Raw genomic sequence first — 18692 nt, 5'->3', positions numbered from 1 at the left:
CCGTCCTCGTTGTCGTTGTCAGATTCATTCTTGGTCCAAGACCAGTCACTAATCAGGCGAACGACGCCAAGCAACAGCAGCACCACCATGACCTCTAGGACGCCCCAGTTTTGAAGTGGGTCCACCCCCAGCTTTCAGGCTGCGAACCCCATGATGGTATCAGTCCCAGCCCGTCGAGTGTGAACAAGTGGACGATCCTGCCGCTGTCGTCGCGTAGCGTCCGGCCGTGCCGCGCGAAGCCTGGCCCCTGCGTTCGGCGTCGCTCAATCTTAAGGCGCCTACCGGTCCTGTCAGCAGCGATGCGCCCGGTAGACCTGGTCGAGGCCTGTACGTGTGTCCGTCGACCAGAGCACCAGGGTGAAGTATCTGACCCCCTTGGTGCGAGGCCCGACTGCCTGTCAGGCTTGGCGGATGAGCAAACAGATTCTGTTGGGGTACTCGCACGCCTTCCTATCGGCGGCGGACGCGCACGCGGCTGCCGCGACGGAGAAGGGCGTTGACGGCGAAGTCGACGGGATGATGTGCGTCATCGCCCTGCAGAACTCGGCAGCTGGAGCGACCAAGGTGCTCGGTAAGGGCACCAAGGCTGTCCAAGCGTTCAACAAGAAGGCGAGCGCCCTAAGCGATGTTCGCGACATGCTGACTCACTTCGACGCATACGCGGTCGGTGAAGGGAGGCTACAGAAGCCGTTGGGCGAGGAGGACGGCCCGTTCGGCTGGATGCCGATGTGGAACTCACCCGAAACCATCCTTATTCTCTGCCGTCGACGCGGCGAGGAGATCCCGACGAGGTACGAGGTCACGATCCAGCCGACGCTGGTCGCCGTTGCTGAGCTGGTCAGCGCTGCCGCGGTAGCGCTGGGTGTCGAGCGGAGCCCCCTGGTCAAGAGGCTGACGCAATGAGCAGGAGACGCGAACGGCATCACACAGTTCCCCGGCTGCACTTACGAGGGTTCGCTGGCCCCTACAGGGGCGACAGCCTACGCCGAAGCGGTCAGGATCCGCTCCTGCTCGTTCAGTACGACGTGAACACGGGCTCTCGAACCGACGTCAGCATCGCGGATGCGGCCGTGGCCAGGAACTTCTACACGATCGTCTTGCCTGATGGCACTAGGTCAGACGCATGGGAGCGCTCGCTCAGCAACGTTGAGAACGACATCGCACCGGCACTTCGGCGTGCGATCGAGTCACCGCGCTTCCGTTTGAACGACGACGACCGGCAACTGCTGGCGTCCTGGATCGCTTTGCAGTACCTGCGCGGTCCGGATAACCGGCAGCTGCAAGCCGCGATCGCGTCTTTCACTGTCCGGGCTCAGGTCGGCATGGGAGGCCTAGCATACCTGAAGCACGTCATGAGCAAGCACCTCGGGCGCCCCGTCCCGCCGGGACGGGCCGAGCGCGTATGGGACGACATCATGAAGGAGGAAGGGCCGACGATCAAGGTCCGCGGCGAGGACCATATGAAACTGCTTCTGCAGACCTTTCCTCAGGCAGCAGAGCAGATCCTCGGGCGCACCTGGGGCCGGATGCGCTTCAGGCAATGTGCGTTGGCGGTTTCTGACGTTCCTGTGGGCCTAGTCCGGGACTCCGTAGAGCTATGGGCAGGGGGCGGCCTTGGTGGCGCTCGGGCGATCACGGTGCCACTGGATCGGCACACTCTGCTGTGGCTTGCGCTGGCGGGCCCCGGCGGTCCTGAGGAGGACATGGACCTGCAGGCAACGAAGGCATTCGCTGCTGCGCACAATGAGTCTGCGATCGGCGCCGCGGAGCGGTTCGTCTATTTTCACCCCGACGACGACCCGATTGCGGAGGGAACGGTCGTGCCTCGCCCGCCACGCGAACGGTTGAACGTCAGCAGTGGATTCAAGCTTGACGGCAACCGGGATCGAGCACTGAACGATGTTCTACAACAAATTGCTGACCGAAACGGACGGAATGACGGGTCACTGATCGCTGATTACACCTGGCCTATCGACGGGTACGAGCCGCCAGCCAACTGGGACGCCTAGACCTCCGCATCGCGATCGTCACCTGATCGAGCGCACCTACCACCGCCGCCGACGCCAGGACGCCCTCGGTCGATTCATTCCCGTCGAATACGAGACCATCATGACCACAGCAGCCGATCAGGCTGCGTGAGCAATCACCCTCACCTGTTGCAAAAGCCCCATCCCATTCAGCGGGCCGACCTGATGTCCGCCCCTACCGGCCCTGCGAAAGCCGGGGGTCGATACGACACTCCCGTGCGAGCGAGTCCGGCGTCACCCCGCACGGATCTGCCGCGCGGCGCGCCTTGGCTTACCCCGTCGCGGTGCGTCATTTCGCCGCCAGTGACGCACGCGTTTGCCGCATCGCGCGGCTGTCGAGGGGATGCCGCTGGCCCGTTCGCCCGGAGGCGTCGCCAGGCCACCGCCGTCGCCTCTTCCCATGAGCAACGCGGAAGCGAATGCCCGGGACACCCTCCGCCTCGCGGGTTGTCCGTGCCGCCCTTCAGGATGGCCGCTCCCCCAGAGAAGTGGTACCGCGGGAGACGCCGGTGGCCACTCATGGTTACTCCGCGGCCTTGGGGGATGAGTGCGCCCACACGGGCCGCCACCGACCCAGGAGAAGACCATGGCTGCCACCATCACCACCCGCAAACTCGTGTCGCTGACCGAGGCGGCCGACATCCTTGCGGTCTCGACGAAGACCGTGCGCCGCTACATCGCCGACGGGCACCTCGACGCCGTACGGCTCGGGCGCAAGACGTTGCGGATCAAGCTCGACTCGATCGAGAGATTCATCGACGCCCGACCAGTCGGCGGGTGCCGGAGGGCTGGGTGAGCGGCCCGGAGGTGCCCAGAAGGACCCGCCCGTTGTTCCTCGTGTGTTCCTCGGAGACAAGTCGAGGCCCTCGAAAGGGCCTCTGACCTGCGGTTATATGGTGGGCGATACTGGGTTTGAACCAGTGACCTCTTCCGTGTCAAGGAAGCGCGCTACCACTGCGCCAATCGCCCTAAATCTGATGGTGCTGCTTGCGAGGTGGCGACGGGATTTGAACCCGTGTACACGGCTTTGCAGGCCGTTGCCTCGCCTCTCGGCCACGCCACCGTAGAGGCATCTGGTGGTTGTGCCTCCGAGCGGACGACCGGGTTCGAACCGGCGACCTCAACCTTGGCAAGGTTGCGCTCTACCAACTGAGCTACGTCCGCATCTTCCCTCGGGTGTTCCCCTCAGGCGTCACGGAACATTATCTGACGGAAGGCCGCGAAACCAAATCCAGACCTCCGCTGGAGGCGCGCGGTCCTGAGACCCATGCGTCACATGCGTCACTGGCGGTGATCAGGTGCCTCCCGGTCCTCGATCGCGGACAGCGGCCGGGGCGGCTCCTCGTTGGTGCGGACCTGGTCCCACCACTCCCCCGCACGCTCGATCGGGCCGCGATAGTCCTGCGTTGGCCACAGCCGCCGGATCGCAGCATTGGTCGCTGCGCCGATCAGGATGGCGAGGGCGACCAGATAGAAGAGCGTCAGCGCGATGATGGGAGCCGTGAGCGGCCCAAAGATCGTGACACCGCCCACCGCGACCGACGCCCAGGCCCGGACACCCAAGGCGCTGAGGATCACGATGATGGCGGCCACCCCGGCCCCCGCGAAGTCGCGATAGAACGGCGTCTTCTCCTTCGGCGCGTAGTGATAGAGCCCGGTCAACCCGATCAGGCACAGCCCCGCGACGACCGGCCAGTAGGCGGTGACCAGCACGTCGAGACTGTCCGGCAGCCAGTCCCGTAGCAGCCGCGGACCGATGATAGCCAGCGGCACCAGTAGGCTGGCGAAGACGATGGAGCCCAGATAGAGCCCCAGCGACATCGCCCGGGCCCCGACGATGCTGCGCTCACCACTTTGGGCATACATGATCTGGATGGCGTCCATAAAGACGTGCAGGGCCCGCGAGCCGGACCACAGGCTCAGCAGGAAGCCGATGGACAGCAGATCCGCGCGGCCCCCGTCCAGCACGTCCTCCACCGTGGGCACGATGATCTGGCTGACCACCTCGGGAGTCAGGAACTGCTCACTGAACCGCTCGATCGCACCGGTGACGTTGGCCACGGCTCCCGGGTCAAAGTGTCCCGCAAAGAAGCCCACGCCGGCGAAGAGTCCCAGGATCAGCGGCGGCAGGCACAGCAGCATGAAGAAGGCTGCCTCTGCTGACAGGCCAGTCACCCGATAGCGGAAGCAGATCCGGAAGACCTCGACGACCAGCCGGGCAAAGGGCAGGGCTCCGGGCACCGGGGCGAGGACCGCCCTGACCCTGCGCCGCACCGTCATCCCCCTACGGTATGGCGCGCGCCCCAGTCAGCGAGCCAGGCGGGCGTCCGCGTCGAGCAGCCAGGCGTCGGCGTCGAGCCCGCCTGCGGCGCAACGGCAGCCGCTGTGGCTCCGTCTCAGATGCCGCCGGTGAGCGTCAGCCCACCGTCGACGACCAGAGTCTGCCCCGTGATCCACGCGGCGTCCTCAGAGGCGAGGAAGGCGACGGCGGCAGCGATGTCGTCGGGTGCTCCGAGGCGGCCCAGCGGGTAGGCCGCAGCGGCCTCCTGCTCCCGGCCCTCGAAGAGCGCGGCCGCGAACCGGGTCTTGACGATCGCCGGCGCGACGGCGTTGACCCGCACCTGCGGGGCCAGCTCGACGGCCAACTGCTGCGTCAGGTGCATCAGGGCGGCCTTGCTCGTGCCATAGAAGCCGATGCCGGCCGCGTGCCGCAGACCGGCGACAGAGGCCAGGTTGACCACCGCACCGCCGCGCTCCCCCAGCGCCGCAGCAGTCGCCTTGCGGGTCCAGGCCAGCGCACCCAGGACGTTGACCTCAAGGATCTTGCGCAGCGCACCGAAGTCGGCCTCGCTCAGGGGCCCGTATGCCGGGTTGATACCGGTGTTGTTGACCAGCACGTCAAGCGCCCCGAACCGCTCCAGCACTGCGGCCACCGTCGCGTCCTGGTGCTTAGGGTCGTCCGCAGACCCGGCGACCCCCAGCGCGACGTCCGCCCCACCAAGCTCGGCCACGGCCTCCATCAGGCCCTCCTGCTTGCGACCTGTCACACAGACCTGACCGCCCTCACGCACGATCCGGTGTGCCACGGCCAGTCCGATGCCTCTGCTGGCGCCGGTGACCAGGGCCACCCGCCCGGCAAATCGTCCCTCGTGCTCGATCATGCGCAACCTCTCCTCGACCGGCGCCGTGTGGTCAGCGTAGTCACTCGTGGACTGCCTTCCTGGACGCGCCACGTCCCGGGTGAGGAGTCGGGAGTCGGTGCCTCCCGGCATACTGGAGCCTGGTGCGCGGACGATGTGGTCCTGGCCGCACCGCCCCCAGCAGAAGGACCTCGATGGACATCTGGCCCGGCAAGCCCTACCCCCTCGGTGCGACCTATGACGGCACCGGGGTCAACTTTGCGATCTTCTCCGAGGTCGCCACGGCGGTGGAGCTGTGCCTGATCGACGATGAGGGTGCCGAGCAGCGGGTCTCGCTGACCGAGGTGGATGCCTATGTCTGGCACGGCTACCTGCCGCATGTCGAGCCCGGTCAGCGCTATGGCTTCCGGGTACACGGCCCCTACGACCTCGACAACGGACACCGTTGCAACCCAGCCAAGTTGCTGCTCGACCCCTATGCGCGGGCCTTTGACGGGCAGGTCTCCGGGGAGCAGCCGGTCTTCTCCTACAACTTCGACGATCCTGACTCGCGCAACGAGGAGGACTCGCTGGGGCACAACCTGCTCTCGGTCGTGGTCAACCCGTTCTTTGACTGGTCGCACGACCGGCCACCGCGTCACGAATACCACGACAGCGTCATCTACGAGACCCACGTCAAGGGTCTGACGATGCTGCACCCGGACGTGCCCGAGGAGATCCGCGGCACCTATGCGGCGCTGGGGCACCCGGCGGTCATCGAGCACCTCACCTCCCTCGGCGTGACCGCGGTCGAGCTGCTGCCGGTGCATCAGTTCGTGCAGGAGCGCACCCTGCTCGACCAGGGGCTGACCAACTACTGGGGTTACAACACGATCGGTTTCCTGGCCCCGCACAACGGCTATGCCGCCAACGGCACGCGAGGCCAGCAGGTCACCGAGTTCAAGACGATGGTCAAGAACCTGCACACCGCCGGCATCGAGGTCATCCTCGATGTGGTCTACAACCACACCGCCGAGGGCAACCACCTGGGTCCGACCCTGGCCTTCCGGGGCATCGACAACAAGAGCTACTACCGGCTCGTCGATGACGAGCAGTCGCACTACTACGACACCACGGGCACCGGCAACAGCCTGCTCATGCGCAGCCCGCACGTGCTGCAGATGATCATGGACTCGCTGCGCTACTGGGTGACCGAGATGCACGTCGACGGTTTCCGGTTCGACCTGGCGGCGACCCTGGCACGGCAGTTCCACGAAGTGGACAAGCTGTCCGCCTTCTTCGACATCATCCAGCAGGACCCGGTGATCTCACAGGTCAAGCTGATCGCCGAGCCCTGGGACCTGGGCGACGGGGGCTATCAGGTCGGCAACTTCCCCCCGCTGTGGACCGAGTGGAACGGCAAGTACCGCGACACGGTGCGCGACTACTGGCGCGGCCTGCCCTCCACGCTCGGCGAGTTCGCCTCACGCATCACCGGCTCCTCGGACCTGTATGCGCACAGCGGACGACGCCCGATCGCCTCGATCAACTTCGTCACGGCGCACGACGGGTTCACCCTGCGAGACCTGGTGTCCTACAACGAGAAGCACAACGAGGCCAACGGCGAAAGCAACCAGGACGGGGAGAGCCACAACCGGTCCTGGAACTGCGGGGCGGAGGGTCCCACCGACGACCCCGAGATCAATGCGCTGCGCCTCAAGCAGCAGAAGAACTTCCTGGCCACCCTCCTGCTGAGCCAGGGCGTGCCGATGATCGCGCACGGGGATGAGCTGGGCCGCACCCAGCTGGGCAACAACAACGTCTATGCCCAGGACAACGAGCTGTCCTGGATCGACTGGAACCTTGATCCGGACGAGACCGACCTGCTGGACTTCACCACCCAGCTCATCGCGCTGCGCAAGAAGCACCCGGTCTTCCGCCGGCGCCGGTTCTTTGCCGGCGACGCCGACCACGGTGGTCAGAGCGAGCTGGGCGACATCGTCTGGTATGCCCCGATGGGCCTGGTCATGGACGAGGGCGCGTGGCGCTCCCACTTCGCCCGCTCGATCATGGTCTTCCTCAACGGCGAGGCGATCGCGGCCCCGGACGAGCGGGGCCGACCGGTGACCGACGACCACTTCCTGCTGCTGTTCAACGCCAGCCACGAGAGCGTGGACTTCACTCTCCCCGACGGGATCGACGCGATGTCCTGGACCGTCGTGGTCGACACCACGGGAGCGGCCCACAACGGTGACTGGGAGACGGGGCAGACCTACCCGGTGCCACCGGCGTCGGTCATCGTGCTGACCGCAACACCGCAGCCTGGCCTCGCCTGACGCCCTCTGGAGTCCGGGGCCGGGTCACCGTCGCACGGGGACCGGGTCACCGTCGCACGGGACCGGATCACCGTCGACCGGGACCGGATCACCGTCGACCGGATCAGCGCGTCTCAGCGAGCCGCTTCTGCTCCTTCTTGATGTCGAAGTCGGCTTCCGGCCACTGCAGGTCGAGGGCGCGCAGTTGCTCCAGGAGGAGCTGCTGGACCGCCAGCCGGGCATACCACTTGCGGTCGGCGGGCACCACGAACCACGGGGCGGCCTCGGTCGAGGTCTTGTCCATGATGGCCTGGTAAGCCTCCATGTAGTCGTCCCAGTGCAGCCGCTCGTCAACGTCACCGGGGTTGTACTTCCAATACTTCTCCGGGTTGTCCAGCCGCTCGGCCAGGCGCTCACCCTGCTCCTCATGGGACAGGTGCAGCATCACCTTGATCACGGTCGTGTCGTCATCGACCAGGCTCTGCTCAAAATCGTTGATGGTGCTGTAGCGGCGGCCCCACACGGCAGGCTCGACCAGGTTGTGCACCCGCACGATCAACACGTCCTCGTAGTGCGAGCGGTCGAAGACGCCGATCATGCCCGGGCCCGGCAGCGCTTTGCGGATGCGCCACAGGAACGGGTGGGACAACTCCTCCTTGGTCGGTGCCTTGAAGGCCGTGATCTCGGTCCCCTGCGGGTCCACCGCTCCGACCACGTGGCGCATGATGCCGCCCTTGCCTGACGTGTCCAATCCCTGGATCACCAACAGCAACTTCTCCGTGCCCCCGGCACTGCCGTCAGCGTAGAGCCGCTCCTGCAGGTCGTCCATCTCGGCGTCCGCAGCGGCCAGGGCCTCCTTGCCGGCGTCCTTGTCCCCGTCGAAGGCGGGGGTCGAGCGGGAGTCGACGTCGCTGAGTTGGAATCCCTCCCCCACCCGCAGCGCATCGGTGAACGGCGTGGTCGAGGCCTTCTTCTTCGACTTCTTCTTGCTCATCGCCGCATCCTTTCACCAATTGGGCCACGATGGGGGGCATGGTCACGATGCTCTCCGGCTCCCACTCCCTGGACCAGCTCCTCGAGGCGTATGCCGTGGGGCCAGGTCCCGTGGTCCGCGCCAACTTCGTCAGCACCCTGGACGGTCACGCCACCGGGGGTGACGGACTCTCCGGCTCGATCAACTCCTCGGCGGACAAGCAGGTCTTTGACGTGCTGCGGGCCTTGGCCGACGTCGTCGTGGTGGGCGCGGGGACGATCCGCGCTGAGGGATACGGCCGACTGCGGACGGAGGATCCGGCCCTGGTGCAGGTGCGCCGTGCGGCCGGCCGGGCTGACCATCCCACGCTCGCCGTGGTCACCGCCTCAGGGGACCTCCCCGAGAAGGTCATGGTCGACGATCCGGACGGGGGCGCCCTGCTGGTGCTGTGCGCCCGCGCGGTCAGCGACGACCTCGCCGAGCGGATCGGCGCGGACGCCGTGGTCCCGGCGGGCGCGGACCTGGTGGAGCCGAGTCTGGCTGTCGAGGCCCTCCACGAACGCGGCCTGGACCACGTCCTGACCGAGGGCGGACCGCACCTTCTCGGCGGCTGGCTGCAGGCCGGGGTGGTGGACGAGCTGTGCCTGACCATCCGGCCGGTGGTCGTCGGCGGCACCGGTCCCCGGATCGTGGAGGCCCCGATCGGGCGCACCGGCGAGCTGGCGCACTTCGACCTGCGTCATGCGTTGGCAATCGAGAGCGACCTCATGCTGCGCTACGTCGCCACCCCGGACTGAGCACCGAGCAAACCGCCTCACTGCCCACGACCACAAAGTCTCCGGCGGGGCCCCTGGGCAGGACGACTCGCAGAGCGTCCTGAATCCGGGGAACTGCTGCTCCACCGCGCTTGGTCAGTGCCGGCGGGATTGCACGGCATACGCCACAGCCCCCACGAGCACCTGACCAATCAGCAACAGCGCGAGCACCATCTCCACCGAGGCCCCCAGACCGATAGCCACCGCGGCGGCGCCGGTCAGCGGGAACGCCAGCAGGCCCAGCACGGCCAGGGCGCGAGTCAGCACGACGTCGTCACGCTCGTCACCCTGTTGGGTGAACGCCCGCTCAAAGCTCGTGGCTCGGTCCGGACTCCGCGTCACGCGCCAGGCGACGATGGCAACGCCGATGACCCCCACGGCGGCACCCTGCAGGAAGCCGGTGCCCATATTGCCCGGCCCGTACTCGCGCAGCAGGAGTCCGACGACGATGATGGCGCCGAGGGCCAGCATCATCACCAGCAGCGCGATGGCCTTCTGGCGTCCGGTGAGCTCAGTCGTCGACATGGAAGATCTCCTCTACGGTGCGGTGGAAGTGCCGGGCGATGCTGATGGCCAGCGGCAGTGACGGGTCATAGCGGCCCGTCTCGATGGAGTTCACGGTTTGGCGCGAGACCTGCAGCGCCTCCCCCAGCTCACGCTGGGACAGGCCCGCTGCGAGCCTGAGCTCACGCACGTCATTGCGCACGATTGCCTCCCGGTGTCTAGCGTCCTTGACATGTCAAAGGTACTTGACGTGACTCCGCCGTGTCAAGGGCGCTTGTCACCACCCCTCGCCCCGGTCAGCACTCCTCTCGCCACCACCTGCAGAACTGCTGGCAGTTCGCCCGTCGTCGCGGGTGGACTTCGGCATATCCGCGGGTCAGCGTCCCTGCCCGACGTGCCGGCCCGATGAACTGCCAGCCGATGTGCAGATGGACCGGTTGCGAACCCTGCATGCCACTCACCTGCAGAACGCTGTGGTCCGGACCGGGCTGTCTCGGCGCTCCTCTCGCCGCCATCTGCAGAATCGCTGGCAGTTCGAGCGCCTCGGCGGGTGGAGTTCGGCATTTCCGCAGGTCAGCGCCCTGCCCGACTGGCCGACCCGGCGAACTGCCAACGGAAGTGCAGATGGAGCGGCTGCGACCCTGCATGCCGCGCACCGGACCGGGCGGTCTCGGCGCTCCTCTCGCCGCTATCTGCAGAACCGGTGGCAGTTCGCGCGCCTCGGCGGGTGGAGTTCGGCATATCCGCAGGTCAGCGCCCTGCCCGAATAGCCGGCCCGATGAACTGCCAGCGGAAGTGCGGAGCGGCTGCGACCCCGTGTCAGGCCCGACGAACTGCCAGCGTGTAGGTCGGCCGAGACAGGGCCGCCAGTGGGGGCCACGGACGTCGTGGCCCGAGCGTGTCAGCTCAAGAACTCACGCACGGTGCGCTCCCAGCGCTCCGCGTCCGTGTTCCACTCCCGGCAGTGCATGGGACCGTCCCACAGGTCGAGCGTGATCAGGTCCGGGCGTTTCTCGGCCAGCTGCTCGGACGGGCCATAGGGCACGACGTCGTCGGTGCGGGAGTGCATGAGCAGGATGGGGTGGGAGAGCTCATCCGCGCGCGCCACCCAGTTGGTGACGGCGATGTCGAGCGGCTCGGCCACTCCGACCAAGTGCCGGGTGGCCTTGCGGCCCATCAGCAGCTTGCCCAGCATGCTGGCCGCGCGCGGGATCTTGTTGAGGTCAGCATTGTGTGTGAGGACCACACCCCAGTCAATCACCGGGCAGTCCAGCACGACCTTGTCGACATAGCGCGCATAGTCCGAGCGGTCGAGGGTCTGCAGCACGATCGCCCCGCCCATCGACCACCCGACCAGGGTGACCGTCTTGGCGCCCTGGCTGACGGCATACGCGATCGCGGCCTCGACGTCACGCCACTCTGAGAGCCCGAGGTTGTAACGCCCGTCCACGCTGCGGGGTGCGCCAATATCGTTGCGGTACATCGGCACCAGGGTGGTGTAGCCGAGGTCGTGCAGCAGGGGCAGGGCGCGGATGGTCTCCTCGCGCTTGGCGGAGCGGCCGTGCACACAGATCGCCCACTGGCCGGGGCGGTCCTGTGCCGAGCGCGGCGGCACCTGCCAGGCCGGCAGGTCGCCGATCTCGGCCGGCACCTCGACGTTGTCGAAGTCCAGCCCAACGGCGCTGTGCGGGTCGCCGCAGTAGTAGTAGGAGTTCCACCGGGCCGGCCCCGGCTCGAGAAGGCCGTCGTCGACACCGATCAGCTCACGCACCACCGTGCGGTCGTGGGCCCTCCGTGGCGCGAGGTCGCTGGAGATCACCTCACCGACCCGGGCGTGGCCAGCGCCGCGCTCGAGCCAGAGCCCGTAGCGGCCGGGAGAGAGCGTGTGCGGCGCAGCGACCAGCGTGATCGTGCGCGGGCCGTCCCCGTCGTCGACGGCCCGGATCTCGGTGTCGTCCTTCTTCTCGTGCTCGGGGGTCACCACGCGCCGGGCGAAGTAGGTCGCCACCCCCAGCGAGGCCAGGGCTGCGCCGACCGCACTGCCCACTCCTCCGACCGCCAGGACCGTGCTGATCTTGGGTCGCACCCGCACCTCAACCACGGAGCACCTCCGAGAGGTCGAAGGAGTCCGGTTGGTCCAGTTGGGCATAGGTGCACGACTCTGGCTCCCGGTCGGGCCGCCACCGCACAAACTGCGCCGTATGCCGGAAGCGCGCGCCCTCCATGTAGTCGTACCTGACCTCGACCACCCGTTCTGGTCGCAGCGGGACGAAGGAGAGGTCCTTGCCGGCATTCCAGCGGCTCGTCTCGTTCTTGCGCGGCGTGCCCTCGAAGGTCGCGGCCCAGTTCCACGGGTGGCTTTCGATGTCGGTCACCAGCGGCCGCAACTCCTCGATGAGCTCGCGGCGACGGGCCATCGGGAAGGCGCCGATGACACCGACGGAGCCAAGCGTGCCGTCCTCGGTATAGAGCCCGAGCAGCAGGGACCCCAGCGCGTCGGGGCCGGACTTGTGGACGCGATAGCCGGCGACGACGCAGTCGGCGGTGCGCACGTGCTTGATCTTGGACTGGACCCGCTTGTCGGGCTGATAGACACCGGCCGGGTCCTTGGCGATCAGCCCGTCGAGCCCGGCCCCCTCGAACTGCTCAAACCACTCCTGGGCCTCGGCGGTGTCGCGGGTTAGTCGGGTCAGATAGATCGGAGGCTGGGCCTGCGCCAGGACCTCCTGCAGGGTTGCCCGCCGCTCCTCCAGTGGGCGCCCCATCAGGTCCTCGTCGCCGAGAGCCAGCAGGTCGAAGGCCACGAAACTCGCCGGCGTCTCGACCGAGAGCTTGCGCACCCGGGAGTCGGCCGGGTGGATGCGCTGCTGCAGCGCCTCGAAGTCCAGCCGGCTGCCGTCGGGCTCGACGCAGATGATCTCCCCGTCGATCACCGCGCGCTCCGGGAAGTTGGCCAGCACCGCCTCGACGACCTCGGGGAAGTAGCGCGTCATCGGCCGCTCGTTGCGCGAGCCGATCTCGACCTCGTCGCCGTCGCGGAAGATGATCGAGCGGAAGCCGTCCCACTTGGGCTCGTAGAACTGCCCCTCGGGGATGCCCTTGACCGGCTTGGCGAGCATCGGCTTGACCGGTGGCATGACGGGCAGATCCATGACGTCAGTCTGCACGATCGCCCGTCCCAGGGTGCGCAGGCTAGGCCTAGTCCTCGATCCGGTTGCCGTCCTCGTCCCAGTGCTCAGCGACCTTCTTGCTCGGCTGCACCCGCGGGGGCTCCCCGGGCATCTTGGGGTGGTCGGGTGGAAAGTTCAGCTCGCCCAGTCCGCGCTCGAGGTCCGCCTCCCACAGCGCATAGGCCCCGTCGATCGACCCCGCCTCGTCGTGCAGGTGCTCCCAGGCATCGCCGTGCTCGGCCAACCACTCCGGCGCCGTCCGCACGGTCAGCTCGTCGGGGCCGATCTCACCGAGCTGCTCCCAGGTCATCGGCACCGACACCGGACCGCCGGGCAGCACCCGTGGCGACCAGGCGGCCGCCAGCGTGCGGTCCCGGGTCGCCTGGTTGAAGTCGACGAAGATCCGCTGCCCCCGCTCCTCCTTCCACCAGGAGGTGGTGACCAGGTCCGGCATGCGGCGCTCGAGCTCCCGCGCGATCCCGATCACGGCGTGCCGCACCTCCAGGAACTCCAGGCGCGGCACGATCGCGGCGAAGACGTGCACCCCACGGCTACCGGTGGTCTTCACGAACGGCGTCAGGCCGACCTCGATCATCACCTCGCGCAGCCCGCGGGCGACCTCGACGATCTCGGCGAACCCGAGGCCCGGCTGCGGGTCCAGGTCGATGCGAATCTCGTCGGGGTGGTCGTTGTCGCCGCTGCGCACCGGCCACGGGTGGAAGGTCACCGTCCCCATCTGCGCCGCCCACACGGCCGCCGCGAGCTCGTCGATGACCAGCTGCGGGTGGCTGCGCCCGGACGGATAGGTCACCATCGTCGTGCGCACCCACTCCGGCACCCCCTTGGGAGGGTTCTTGGAGTAGAAGATCTCCCCCTCGATGCCGTCGCGCACCCGCTGCAGGGTCAACGGACGGTCGGCCAGCGCGCGCAGGAGCGGCTCCCCCACCGCCATCAGGTATGCCGCGAGGTCGGCCTTGGTGATCACCTCACCCGCGTCGGTGGCCGGCCACACGGTCTTGTCCGGGCTGCTCAGCCGCACCTCCCGGTCCCCCTCCGGGCCGGGCACAGTCAGCATCAGGGCGCTCGCCATGGCACGAGCGTAACGGTCAGCCGACCAGCTGGTAGAAGCGGAAGAGGTCGTTCTCGATGTCCAGCACATCGACCCCACCGAAGCCAGCCGCCACGGCATACGCCCGCAGCGTGTCGGGGCGCATCACGGTGCCGGTCCCGACCGAGTCGGGGTGTGACATGCCGTCCGGCAGGCAGATCAGCAGCGACATGCCATACATCAGCTGCTCGACCTCGTCGGCGCGCCCCACGAAGTGCTCTCCCACGCGCTCGTCCATCACCACGACCGGCGCGCCGGGCCGGGCGGCGGCTCTCATGGCTCGCAGCACGGAGATCGGGTCGGGCATGTCGTGGACGCACTCGAAGGCCAGGACCAGGTCATACCCAGCCTCATCCGTGGTCGCAGCGTCGGTGAGGGTGAAGGTGACCCGGTCGCTCACCCCGAGCTCAGCGGCGTGCTGGCGCGCGGCGCCGATCGATGACTCGTCGACGTCGACGCCGACGACCTGCGCGTCCGGATAGCCCATCGCCAAGGCGATGCTCGACCAGCCCTCTCCGCACCCGACGTCCAGCACGTCGCCACCGGCCCGCAACGCCTCACTGGCGCCGGGGATCGTGGGGATCCAGTCGCCGGCCAGGGACTCGAGGAAGAGGGCCCGGTTGGCGTCGCCCTGCCCGGTCCGCATCCGCTCGCCGAACGCGGCCCACGGGACACCCCCGCCGGTGCGGTAGGCCTCCACCAGCCGAGGCAACTGCGCCGCGGCGCTGGCGATGACCCGTGCAAACGGCGTGATGTATGCCGTGCTGTCACTGGCCACCAGCACCTCCGCCCTGTCCTGGGGAAGGGTGAAGAGCCGGCCGGCCTCTGGCTGGGTCGGGTCGGCCACCTCGAGGATCCCGGTCGCGCACTGCTGCTCCAGCCACTCACGGGCGTAGCGCTCGTGGATGCCGGCCCGGGCGGCGAGCTCCGGGCCGGTGAGCCACTGCCCCGCCAGCGGTTCGTAGAGTCCCAGTTCGTCACCGATGGCGATGGCCAGCACCTCGAAGGTGCCGAGCATCGACCCGAACACCCGCTCACCGAAGTCTGCTTCAGGGGTGGTCCCCTCCATGGTGTTTCCTTTCGTTGCGCCGCGCCGTCGTCGTGCTGCGACGACACCAACACTCCAGACCGTCGCTGTCTCGTGACTTTCATCTGGCTGTCAGCCCTGTCAGGCAGGCCCGTGGAGCCCTAGAATCAGGTCATGCTCCGGGTCTTCGGACCGGCACGTCTCGAGGACGGCGACGATGATCACCAGGGGCGGCCTTCCCGCCGTCAACGGCAGTTGCTCGCAGCCCTGGCGGCTCGGCCCGGACAGGTGGTGCCCGTCGGGACCCTCGCTGACTGGATGTGGGGCGATCAGGGACCTGCCGATCCGGGCGCCGCCATCCAGACCCTGGTCCACAGAGCGCGCCGGTCACTGTCACCACCGACCTCGATCGAGACCTCCGGTGCCGGCTACCGCCTGGTGGCGCCCACGGAGGGTCTCGACGTCCTGCTCTTTGAGGAGCAGGTCCGCGCGGCCCGAGATGTCGAGCCCCAGAAGACACTCGTCCTGCTCACGGCGGCGCTGGGACTCTGGCAGGGCGAGCCTTATGCCGACCTGGACCACGTGGACCTGGTCGCCGAGCGCGGGCGTTTGCTCGCCCTCGCCGACGAGGCGCGCACCGGGCTGGTCCAGGCCAACCTGAGGCTGGGGCGGCACCACGAGACGGTGGCCCTGGCCGAGGAGTTCCTCAGCAGACGACCCCACGACGAATCCGTCCTGGCCGCCCTGATGACGGGGCTGTATGCGACCGGGCAGCAGGTTGCTGCGCTGAGTCGGTTCGCGGTGCACCGGGAGCAGCTGGCGGACGAGTTGGGCCTGGACCCTTCCCAGGGCCTGCGTGACCTCGAAGAGTCGATCCTGCGCCACGAGCTCGTCGTGACCGGCAGCACGCAACCACCGGGGAGCACCAGAAACGGTGTCCCACATCCTGACTCACCAGCCACGCAGCGGATCCGCTTCTGCCGCAGCCGGGATGGCACCCGACTGGCCTACGCCACCTCGGGCGACGGCCCGCCGCTGGTGAAGGCCGCGACCTGGCTGACCCACCTCACCCACGACTGGGACAGCCCGGTGTGGCACCACTGGCTGGCTGGACTCAGTGCCACGCACACGCTGCTGCGGTATGACGAGCGCGGTTGCGGTCTGTCGGAGTGGGACGTCGCCGACATCAGTTTCGAGGCCTGGGTCGACGACCTGGAGACCGTGGTCGACGCTGAGGAGTTGGAGACCTTCCCGCTGCTGGGGCTGTCCCAGGGCGCCGCTGTCTCGATCGCCTATGCGGCGCGCCACCCCGAGCGGGTCAGCGTCCTGCTGCTCTACGGCGGCTACGCGCGGGGGCGCACCCTCCGGGCGGTCACGGAGGAGGACCGCCGGGAGGCGAGTCTGCACCTGGAGCTCGCGCGCGTCGGGTGGGGGCGTGACGATCCTGCGTTCCGGCAGGTCTTCACCTCCCAGATCATCCCGGACGGGACGCAGGAGCTCTGGGCCTCGTTCAACGCGCTGCAGGCCCGGACCTGCTCACCGGAGAACGCGGTCCGGTTCATGGAGGCCTTCGGCACCATCGACGTCGTCGATGCCGCCACGCGCGTCTCCTGCCCGACGCTGGTCATGCACTCCCAGGAGGAGGTGCGCCAACCGGTTGAGGTCGGCCTGGAGCTCGCCGCGCTGATCCCGGGGAGCCGCTTCGTCCCCCTCCCCAGCCGCAACCACCTGCTCACTGCGGACGAGCGTGCGTGGGGGCTGTTCCTCGAGCACGCCAGAGCCTTCCTGGCAGAGCATCTCGGCTGACCGAGGGCCTCCGGCCCTGAGGTGGTCCCCTCGGGGGTGACTCTCACCCACGGTGTCCCGAGACGGGGCACGCGGCATACGACACCGATGCGGGGGAACCACGCGCCGATGAGTAGCCTCCAACACCGGACCGCCCACCTAGCCGCCTGGAGGCACGATGGACATGCACGTCTTCTCCTGGATGTTTATCGGGGTGCCCGCCTTCATCGGGCTCATCTGGCTGATCATCCTCGGCACCATCGGGTGGCGTGTCTGGAAGGCATGGGACCAGCGTCGCTCCAACGAGTCAGAGCCGGTGCTGGCCTTCCCTGCGCGGGTGATCGGCAAGCGGGACAGCGTCAGCGGGGGCAACAACTCAACGCGCACGCACTACTACGTCACCTTCGAACGCCTGGATCTGCAGCGTCTCGAGCTCGAGGTGGAGGGACCGGAGTTTGGGATGCTGGCGGTCGGGGACACAGGACGTCTCACCCATCAGGGCAGCTGGTATCAGGGGTTCGTCAGGGACACCCGACCGACCCCGCCTCCCGCCTGAACCGGCATGTTCGGTGATCTGCACGAGCAGGCGTACGGTGAGGTATATGACCGAGAACGACTACCCCGTCAGCAAGACCGACCAGCAGTGGCGCGAGCAGCTCTCCGCTGAGGAGTTCGCGGTGCTCCGCCAGGCCGGCACCGAGCGCCCCTTCGTCGGGGAGTACACCGACACCAAGACCGAGGGCGTCTACTCCTGCCGAGCCTGCGATGCAGAGCTCTTCCGCAGTGAGACCAAGTTTGAGAGCCACTGCGGGTGGCCCTCGTTCTATGCGCCGCTGGCCAAGGACACCGTGGAGTACATCGAGGACAACTCCCTGGGCCGCGCCCGCACCGAGGTGCGCTGCGCCACCTGTGGCTCGCACCTGGGCCACGTCTTCGAGGGGGAGGGCTATGACACCCCGACCGACCAGCGCTACTGCATGAACTCCATCGCGATGACCCTCAAGCCGACGGTCGCCGCGACCAAGCCCGCGGCCGCCGCGGACCTGGGCAAGCAGTCCACCAGCGTGGGCGGCACCTTCTGAGGTCAGGGCAGGCTGGCCACTAGCTGAGCGGCGGTGACGCGCGGACCGGTGAAGAACGGGATCTCCTCCCGGACATGCCGGCGCGCGTCCACCGCCCGCAGCTCCCGCATCAGGTCCACGATCCGGTGCAGCTCCTCGGCCTCGAAAGCCAGCAGCCACTCGTAGTCCCCCAGCGCGAAACTGGCCACCGTGTTGGCCCGCACGTCCTTGTAGTCGCGGGCGGCCATGCCGTGCTCGCGCAGCATGGCACTGCGCTCCTCCTGGGGCAGGACATACCAGTCGTAGGACCGCACGAACGGATAGACGCAGATGTAGGCCCCCGGCTCCTCCCCCGCCAGGAAGGCCGGGATGTGCCCCCGGTTGAACTCGGCGGGACGGTGCAGCCCGACATTGCTCCAGACCGGCTCCATCTGCATCCCGAGCTCGGTGCGGCGCAGCCGCTGGTAGGCCGACTGCAGCAGCTCGACCGACTCCGCGTGCCACCAGACCAGGAAGTCCGCGTCCGCGCGCAGGCCCGACACGTCATACAGCCCACGGACGACGACCCCCTCGCCCTCCAGGGTGGAGAGCAGCACCTCGATCTCGTGCGCCAGGTCGTCGCGGTCGTCACCGATCGGACCGACGGTGCGGAAGACCGAATACATGACATAGCGGATCTCTTCGTTGATGCGCTCGGTGTCCAGACCTGCCTGGGGGTCGGCGGCGGACTGGGCGGGGGCCTGGGGGTGCTCGGTCATGGCCCTCATTGTCCTCTCCGGAGGAGCTGG

At 67.9% G+C, this 18692-nt stretch carries 18 protein-coding genes, 3 tRNA genes and 1 pseudogene; 9 read left to right on the top strand and 13 right to left on the bottom strand.

Translation table 11 applies throughout. From position 1 onward, the window contains the following. Positions 1 to 411 precede the first annotated feature (411 nt). The 4 genes and pseudogenes from FNH13_RS09615 (at position 412) to FNH13_RS09605 (ending at position 2823) form a co-directional block, all read left to right on the top strand. Positions 412 to 903, top strand: coding sequence for a hypothetical protein (locus FNH13_RS09615; RefSeq protein WP_143783241.1), 492 nt, complete (start codon positions 412 to 414; stop codon positions 901 to 903). Further along, positions 900 to 2009 (top strand): DUF4238 domain-containing protein, encoded by a 1110-nt coding sequence (locus tag FNH13_RS09610; RefSeq protein ID WP_143783240.1) that lies wholly within the window; start codon positions 900 to 902, stop codon positions 2007 to 2009. The genes FNH13_RS09615 and FNH13_RS09610 overlap by 4 nt, the downstream gene beginning before the upstream one ends. Then, positions 1997 to 2139: pseudogene (locus tag FNH13_RS19975) on the top strand (IS3 family transposase); the annotation flags it as partial. The gene FNH13_RS09610 and the pseudogene FNH13_RS19975, both read left to right, overlap by 13 nt. A gap of 474 nt (positions 2140 to 2613) precedes the next feature. After that, positions 2614 to 2823 (top strand): helix-turn-helix domain-containing protein, encoded by a 210-nt coding sequence (locus FNH13_RS09605; protein ID WP_143783239.1) that lies wholly within the window; start codon positions 2614 to 2616, stop codon positions 2821 to 2823. 98 nt (positions 2824 to 2921) lie between these two features. Here FNH13_RS09605 and FNH13_RS09600 read toward each other — a convergent pair. From FNH13_RS09600 to FNH13_RS09580, 5 genes are all read right to left on the bottom strand, one after another. Then, positions 2922 to 2996, bottom strand: a tRNA-Val gene (locus FNH13_RS09600). Positions 2997 to 3019: 23 nt separating this feature from the next. Further along, positions 3020 to 3090: transfer RNA gene (locus FNH13_RS09595), tRNA-Cys, on the bottom strand. A 28-nt stretch (positions 3091 to 3118) separates the two neighbouring features. After that, positions 3119 to 3191: transfer RNA gene (locus FNH13_RS09590), tRNA-Gly, on the bottom strand. Positions 3192 to 3308: 117 nt separating this feature from the next. Further along, positions 3309 to 4307: a YihY/virulence factor BrkB family protein gene (locus tag FNH13_RS09585; protein ID WP_143783238.1), complete on the bottom strand. Its 999-nt coding sequence runs from the start codon at positions 4305 to 4307 to the stop codon at positions 3309 to 3311. 116 nt (positions 4308 to 4423) lie between these two features. Beyond that, on the bottom strand, positions 4424 to 5188 hold the full coding sequence (locus tag FNH13_RS09580) for an SDR family oxidoreductase (protein WP_143783237.1): 765 nt from the start codon (positions 5186 to 5188) through the stop codon (positions 4424 to 4426). A gap of 173 nt (positions 5189 to 5361) precedes the next feature. On the opposite strand from FNH13_RS09580, the gene glgX reads away from it, so the two are divergent. Then, positions 5362 to 7482 (top strand): glycogen debranching protein GlgX, encoded by a 2121-nt coding sequence (gene glgX, locus FNH13_RS09575; protein WP_143783236.1) that lies wholly within the window; start codon positions 5362 to 5364, stop codon positions 7480 to 7482. A gap of 103 nt (positions 7483 to 7585) precedes the next feature. Here glgX and FNH13_RS09570 read toward each other — a convergent pair whose 3' ends face one another. Continuing rightward, complete coding sequence (locus FNH13_RS09570; protein WP_143783235.1) at positions 7586 to 8455, bottom strand: polyphosphate kinase 2 family protein; 870 nt, start codon at positions 8453 to 8455, stop codon at positions 7586 to 7588. 38 nt (positions 8456 to 8493) lie between these two features. On the opposite strand from FNH13_RS09570, the gene FNH13_RS09565 reads away from it, so the two are divergent. Next, positions 8494 to 9231, top strand: coding sequence for a dihydrofolate reductase family protein (locus FNH13_RS09565; protein WP_165700074.1), 738 nt, complete (start codon positions 8494 to 8496; stop codon positions 9229 to 9231). A 114-nt stretch (positions 9232 to 9345) separates the two neighbouring features. Here the strand turns inward: FNH13_RS09565 and FNH13_RS09560 are convergent, their stop codons facing one another. From FNH13_RS09560 to FNH13_RS09535, 6 genes are all read right to left on the bottom strand, one after another. Next, positions 9346 to 9774, bottom strand: coding sequence for a hypothetical protein (locus FNH13_RS09560; protein ID WP_143783233.1), 429 nt, complete (start codon positions 9772 to 9774; stop codon positions 9346 to 9348). After that, positions 9761 to 9955: a helix-turn-helix transcriptional regulator gene (locus FNH13_RS09555; protein WP_143783232.1), complete on the bottom strand. Its 195-nt coding sequence runs from the start codon at positions 9953 to 9955 to the stop codon at positions 9761 to 9763. The genes FNH13_RS09560 and FNH13_RS09555 overlap by 14 nt, the downstream gene beginning before the upstream one ends. Positions 9956 to 10654: 699 nt before the next feature. Continuing rightward, a complete protein-coding gene (locus FNH13_RS09550; protein ID WP_228266331.1) occupies positions 10655 to 11854 on the bottom strand; it encodes an alpha/beta hydrolase family protein in 1200 nt (399 codons plus the stop codon). After that, positions 11847 to 12905, bottom strand: a complete 1059-nt coding sequence (locus FNH13_RS09545; protein ID WP_143783230.1) for an ATP-dependent DNA ligase — start codon at positions 12903 to 12905, stop codon at positions 11847 to 11849. The genes FNH13_RS09550 and FNH13_RS09545 overlap by 8 nt, the downstream gene beginning before the upstream one ends. A 46-nt stretch (positions 12906 to 12951) precedes the next feature. After that, complete coding sequence (gene ligD, locus FNH13_RS09540; protein ID WP_143783229.1) at positions 12952 to 14013, bottom strand: non-homologous end-joining DNA ligase; 1062 nt, start codon at positions 14011 to 14013, stop codon at positions 12952 to 12954. 16 nt (positions 14014 to 14029) lie between these two features. Then, positions 14030 to 15100, bottom strand: coding sequence for a class I SAM-dependent methyltransferase (locus tag FNH13_RS09535; protein WP_143783228.1), 1071 nt, complete (start codon positions 15098 to 15100; stop codon positions 14030 to 14032). Between the two features lie 132 nt (positions 15101 to 15232). Between FNH13_RS09535 and FNH13_RS09530 the strand changes: the two genes are divergently transcribed. From FNH13_RS09530 to msrB, 3 genes are all read left to right on the top strand, one after another. Next, complete coding sequence (locus tag FNH13_RS09530) at positions 15233 to 16864, top strand: alpha/beta fold hydrolase (protein WP_143783227.1); 1632 nt, start codon at positions 15233 to 15235, stop codon at positions 16862 to 16864. Between the two features lie 157 nt (positions 16865 to 17021). Next, positions 17022 to 17399, top strand: coding sequence for a DUF2500 domain-containing protein (locus tag FNH13_RS09525; protein WP_143783226.1), 378 nt, complete (start codon positions 17022 to 17024; stop codon positions 17397 to 17399). Between the two features lie 46 nt (positions 17400 to 17445). Then, entirely contained in the window at positions 17446 to 17925 is a 480-nt protein-coding gene (gene msrB / locus FNH13_RS09520; protein ID WP_143783225.1) for a peptide-methionine (R)-S-oxide reductase MsrB, read from the top strand. 2 nt (positions 17926 to 17927) lie between these two features. Here the strand turns inward: msrB and hemQ are convergent, their stop codons facing one another. Next, a complete protein-coding gene (hemQ, locus tag FNH13_RS09515) occupies positions 17928 to 18662 on the bottom strand; it encodes a hydrogen peroxide-dependent heme synthase (protein WP_143783224.1) in 735 nt (244 codons plus the stop codon). Between the last annotated feature and the right edge of the window lie 30 nt (positions 18663 to 18692).

This window comes from Ornithinimicrobium ciconiae (assembly GCF_007197575.1).
GTDB lineage: Bacteria > Actinomycetota > Actinomycetes > Actinomycetales > Dermatophilaceae > Ornithinicoccus > Ornithinicoccus ciconiae.
This window is presented reverse-complemented; position numbering and strand designations above follow the sequence as displayed.

Bases quoted from the DNA above. Each gene is read 5' to 3' on its own strand.
- FNH13_RS09615 (WP_143783241.1), top strand. From the start codon at position 412: ATGAGCAAACAGATTCTGTTGGGGTACTCGCACGCCTTCCTATCGGCG.
- FNH13_RS09610 (WP_143783240.1), top strand. From the start codon at position 900: ATGAGCAGGAGACGCGAACGGCATCACACAGTTCCCCGGCTGCACTTA.
- FNH13_RS09605 (WP_143783239.1), top strand. From the start codon at position 2,614: ATGGCTGCCACCATCACCACCCGCAAACTCGTGTCGCTGACCGAGGCG.
- FNH13_RS09585 (WP_143783238.1), bottom strand. From the start codon at position 4,307: ATGACGGTGCGGCGCAGGGTCAGGGCGGTCCTCGCCCCGGTGCCCGGA.
- FNH13_RS09580 (WP_143783237.1), bottom strand. From the start codon at position 5,188: ATGATCGAGCACGAGGGACGATTTGCCGGGCGGGTGGCCCTGGTCACC.
- glgX (WP_143783236.1), top strand. From the start codon at position 5,362: ATGGACATCTGGCCCGGCAAGCCCTACCCCCTCGGTGCGACCTATGAC.
- FNH13_RS09570 (WP_143783235.1), bottom strand. From the start codon at position 8,455: ATGAGCAAGAAGAAGTCGAAGAAGAAGGCCTCGACCACGCCGTTCACC.
- FNH13_RS09565 (WP_165700074.1), top strand. From the start codon at position 8,494: ATGGTCACGATGCTCTCCGGCTCCCACTCCCTGGACCAGCTCCTCGAG.
- FNH13_RS09560 (WP_143783233.1), bottom strand. From the start codon at position 9,774: ATGTCGACGACTGAGCTCACCGGACGCCAGAAGGCCATCGCGCTGCTG.
- FNH13_RS09545 (WP_143783230.1), bottom strand. From the start codon at position 12,905: ATGGATCTGCCCGTCATGCCACCGGTCAAGCCGATGCTCGCCAAGCCG.
- ligD (WP_143783229.1), bottom strand. From the start codon at position 14,013: ATGGCGAGCGCCCTGATGCTGACTGTGCCCGGCCCGGAGGGGGACCGG.
- FNH13_RS09535 (WP_143783228.1), bottom strand. From the start codon at position 15,100: ATGGAGGGGACCACCCCTGAAGCAGACTTCGGTGAGCGGGTGTTCGGG.
- FNH13_RS09530 (WP_143783227.1), top strand. From the start codon at position 15,233: ATGCTCCGGGTCTTCGGACCGGCACGTCTCGAGGACGGCGACGATGAT.
- FNH13_RS09525 (WP_143783226.1), top strand. From the start codon at position 17,022: ATGGACATGCACGTCTTCTCCTGGATGTTTATCGGGGTGCCCGCCTTC.
- msrB (WP_143783225.1), top strand. From the start codon at position 17,446: ATGACCGAGAACGACTACCCCGTCAGCAAGACCGACCAGCAGTGGCGC.
- hemQ (WP_143783224.1), bottom strand. From the start codon at position 18,662: ATGACCGAGCACCCCCAGGCCCCCGCCCAGTCCGCCGCCGACCCCCAG.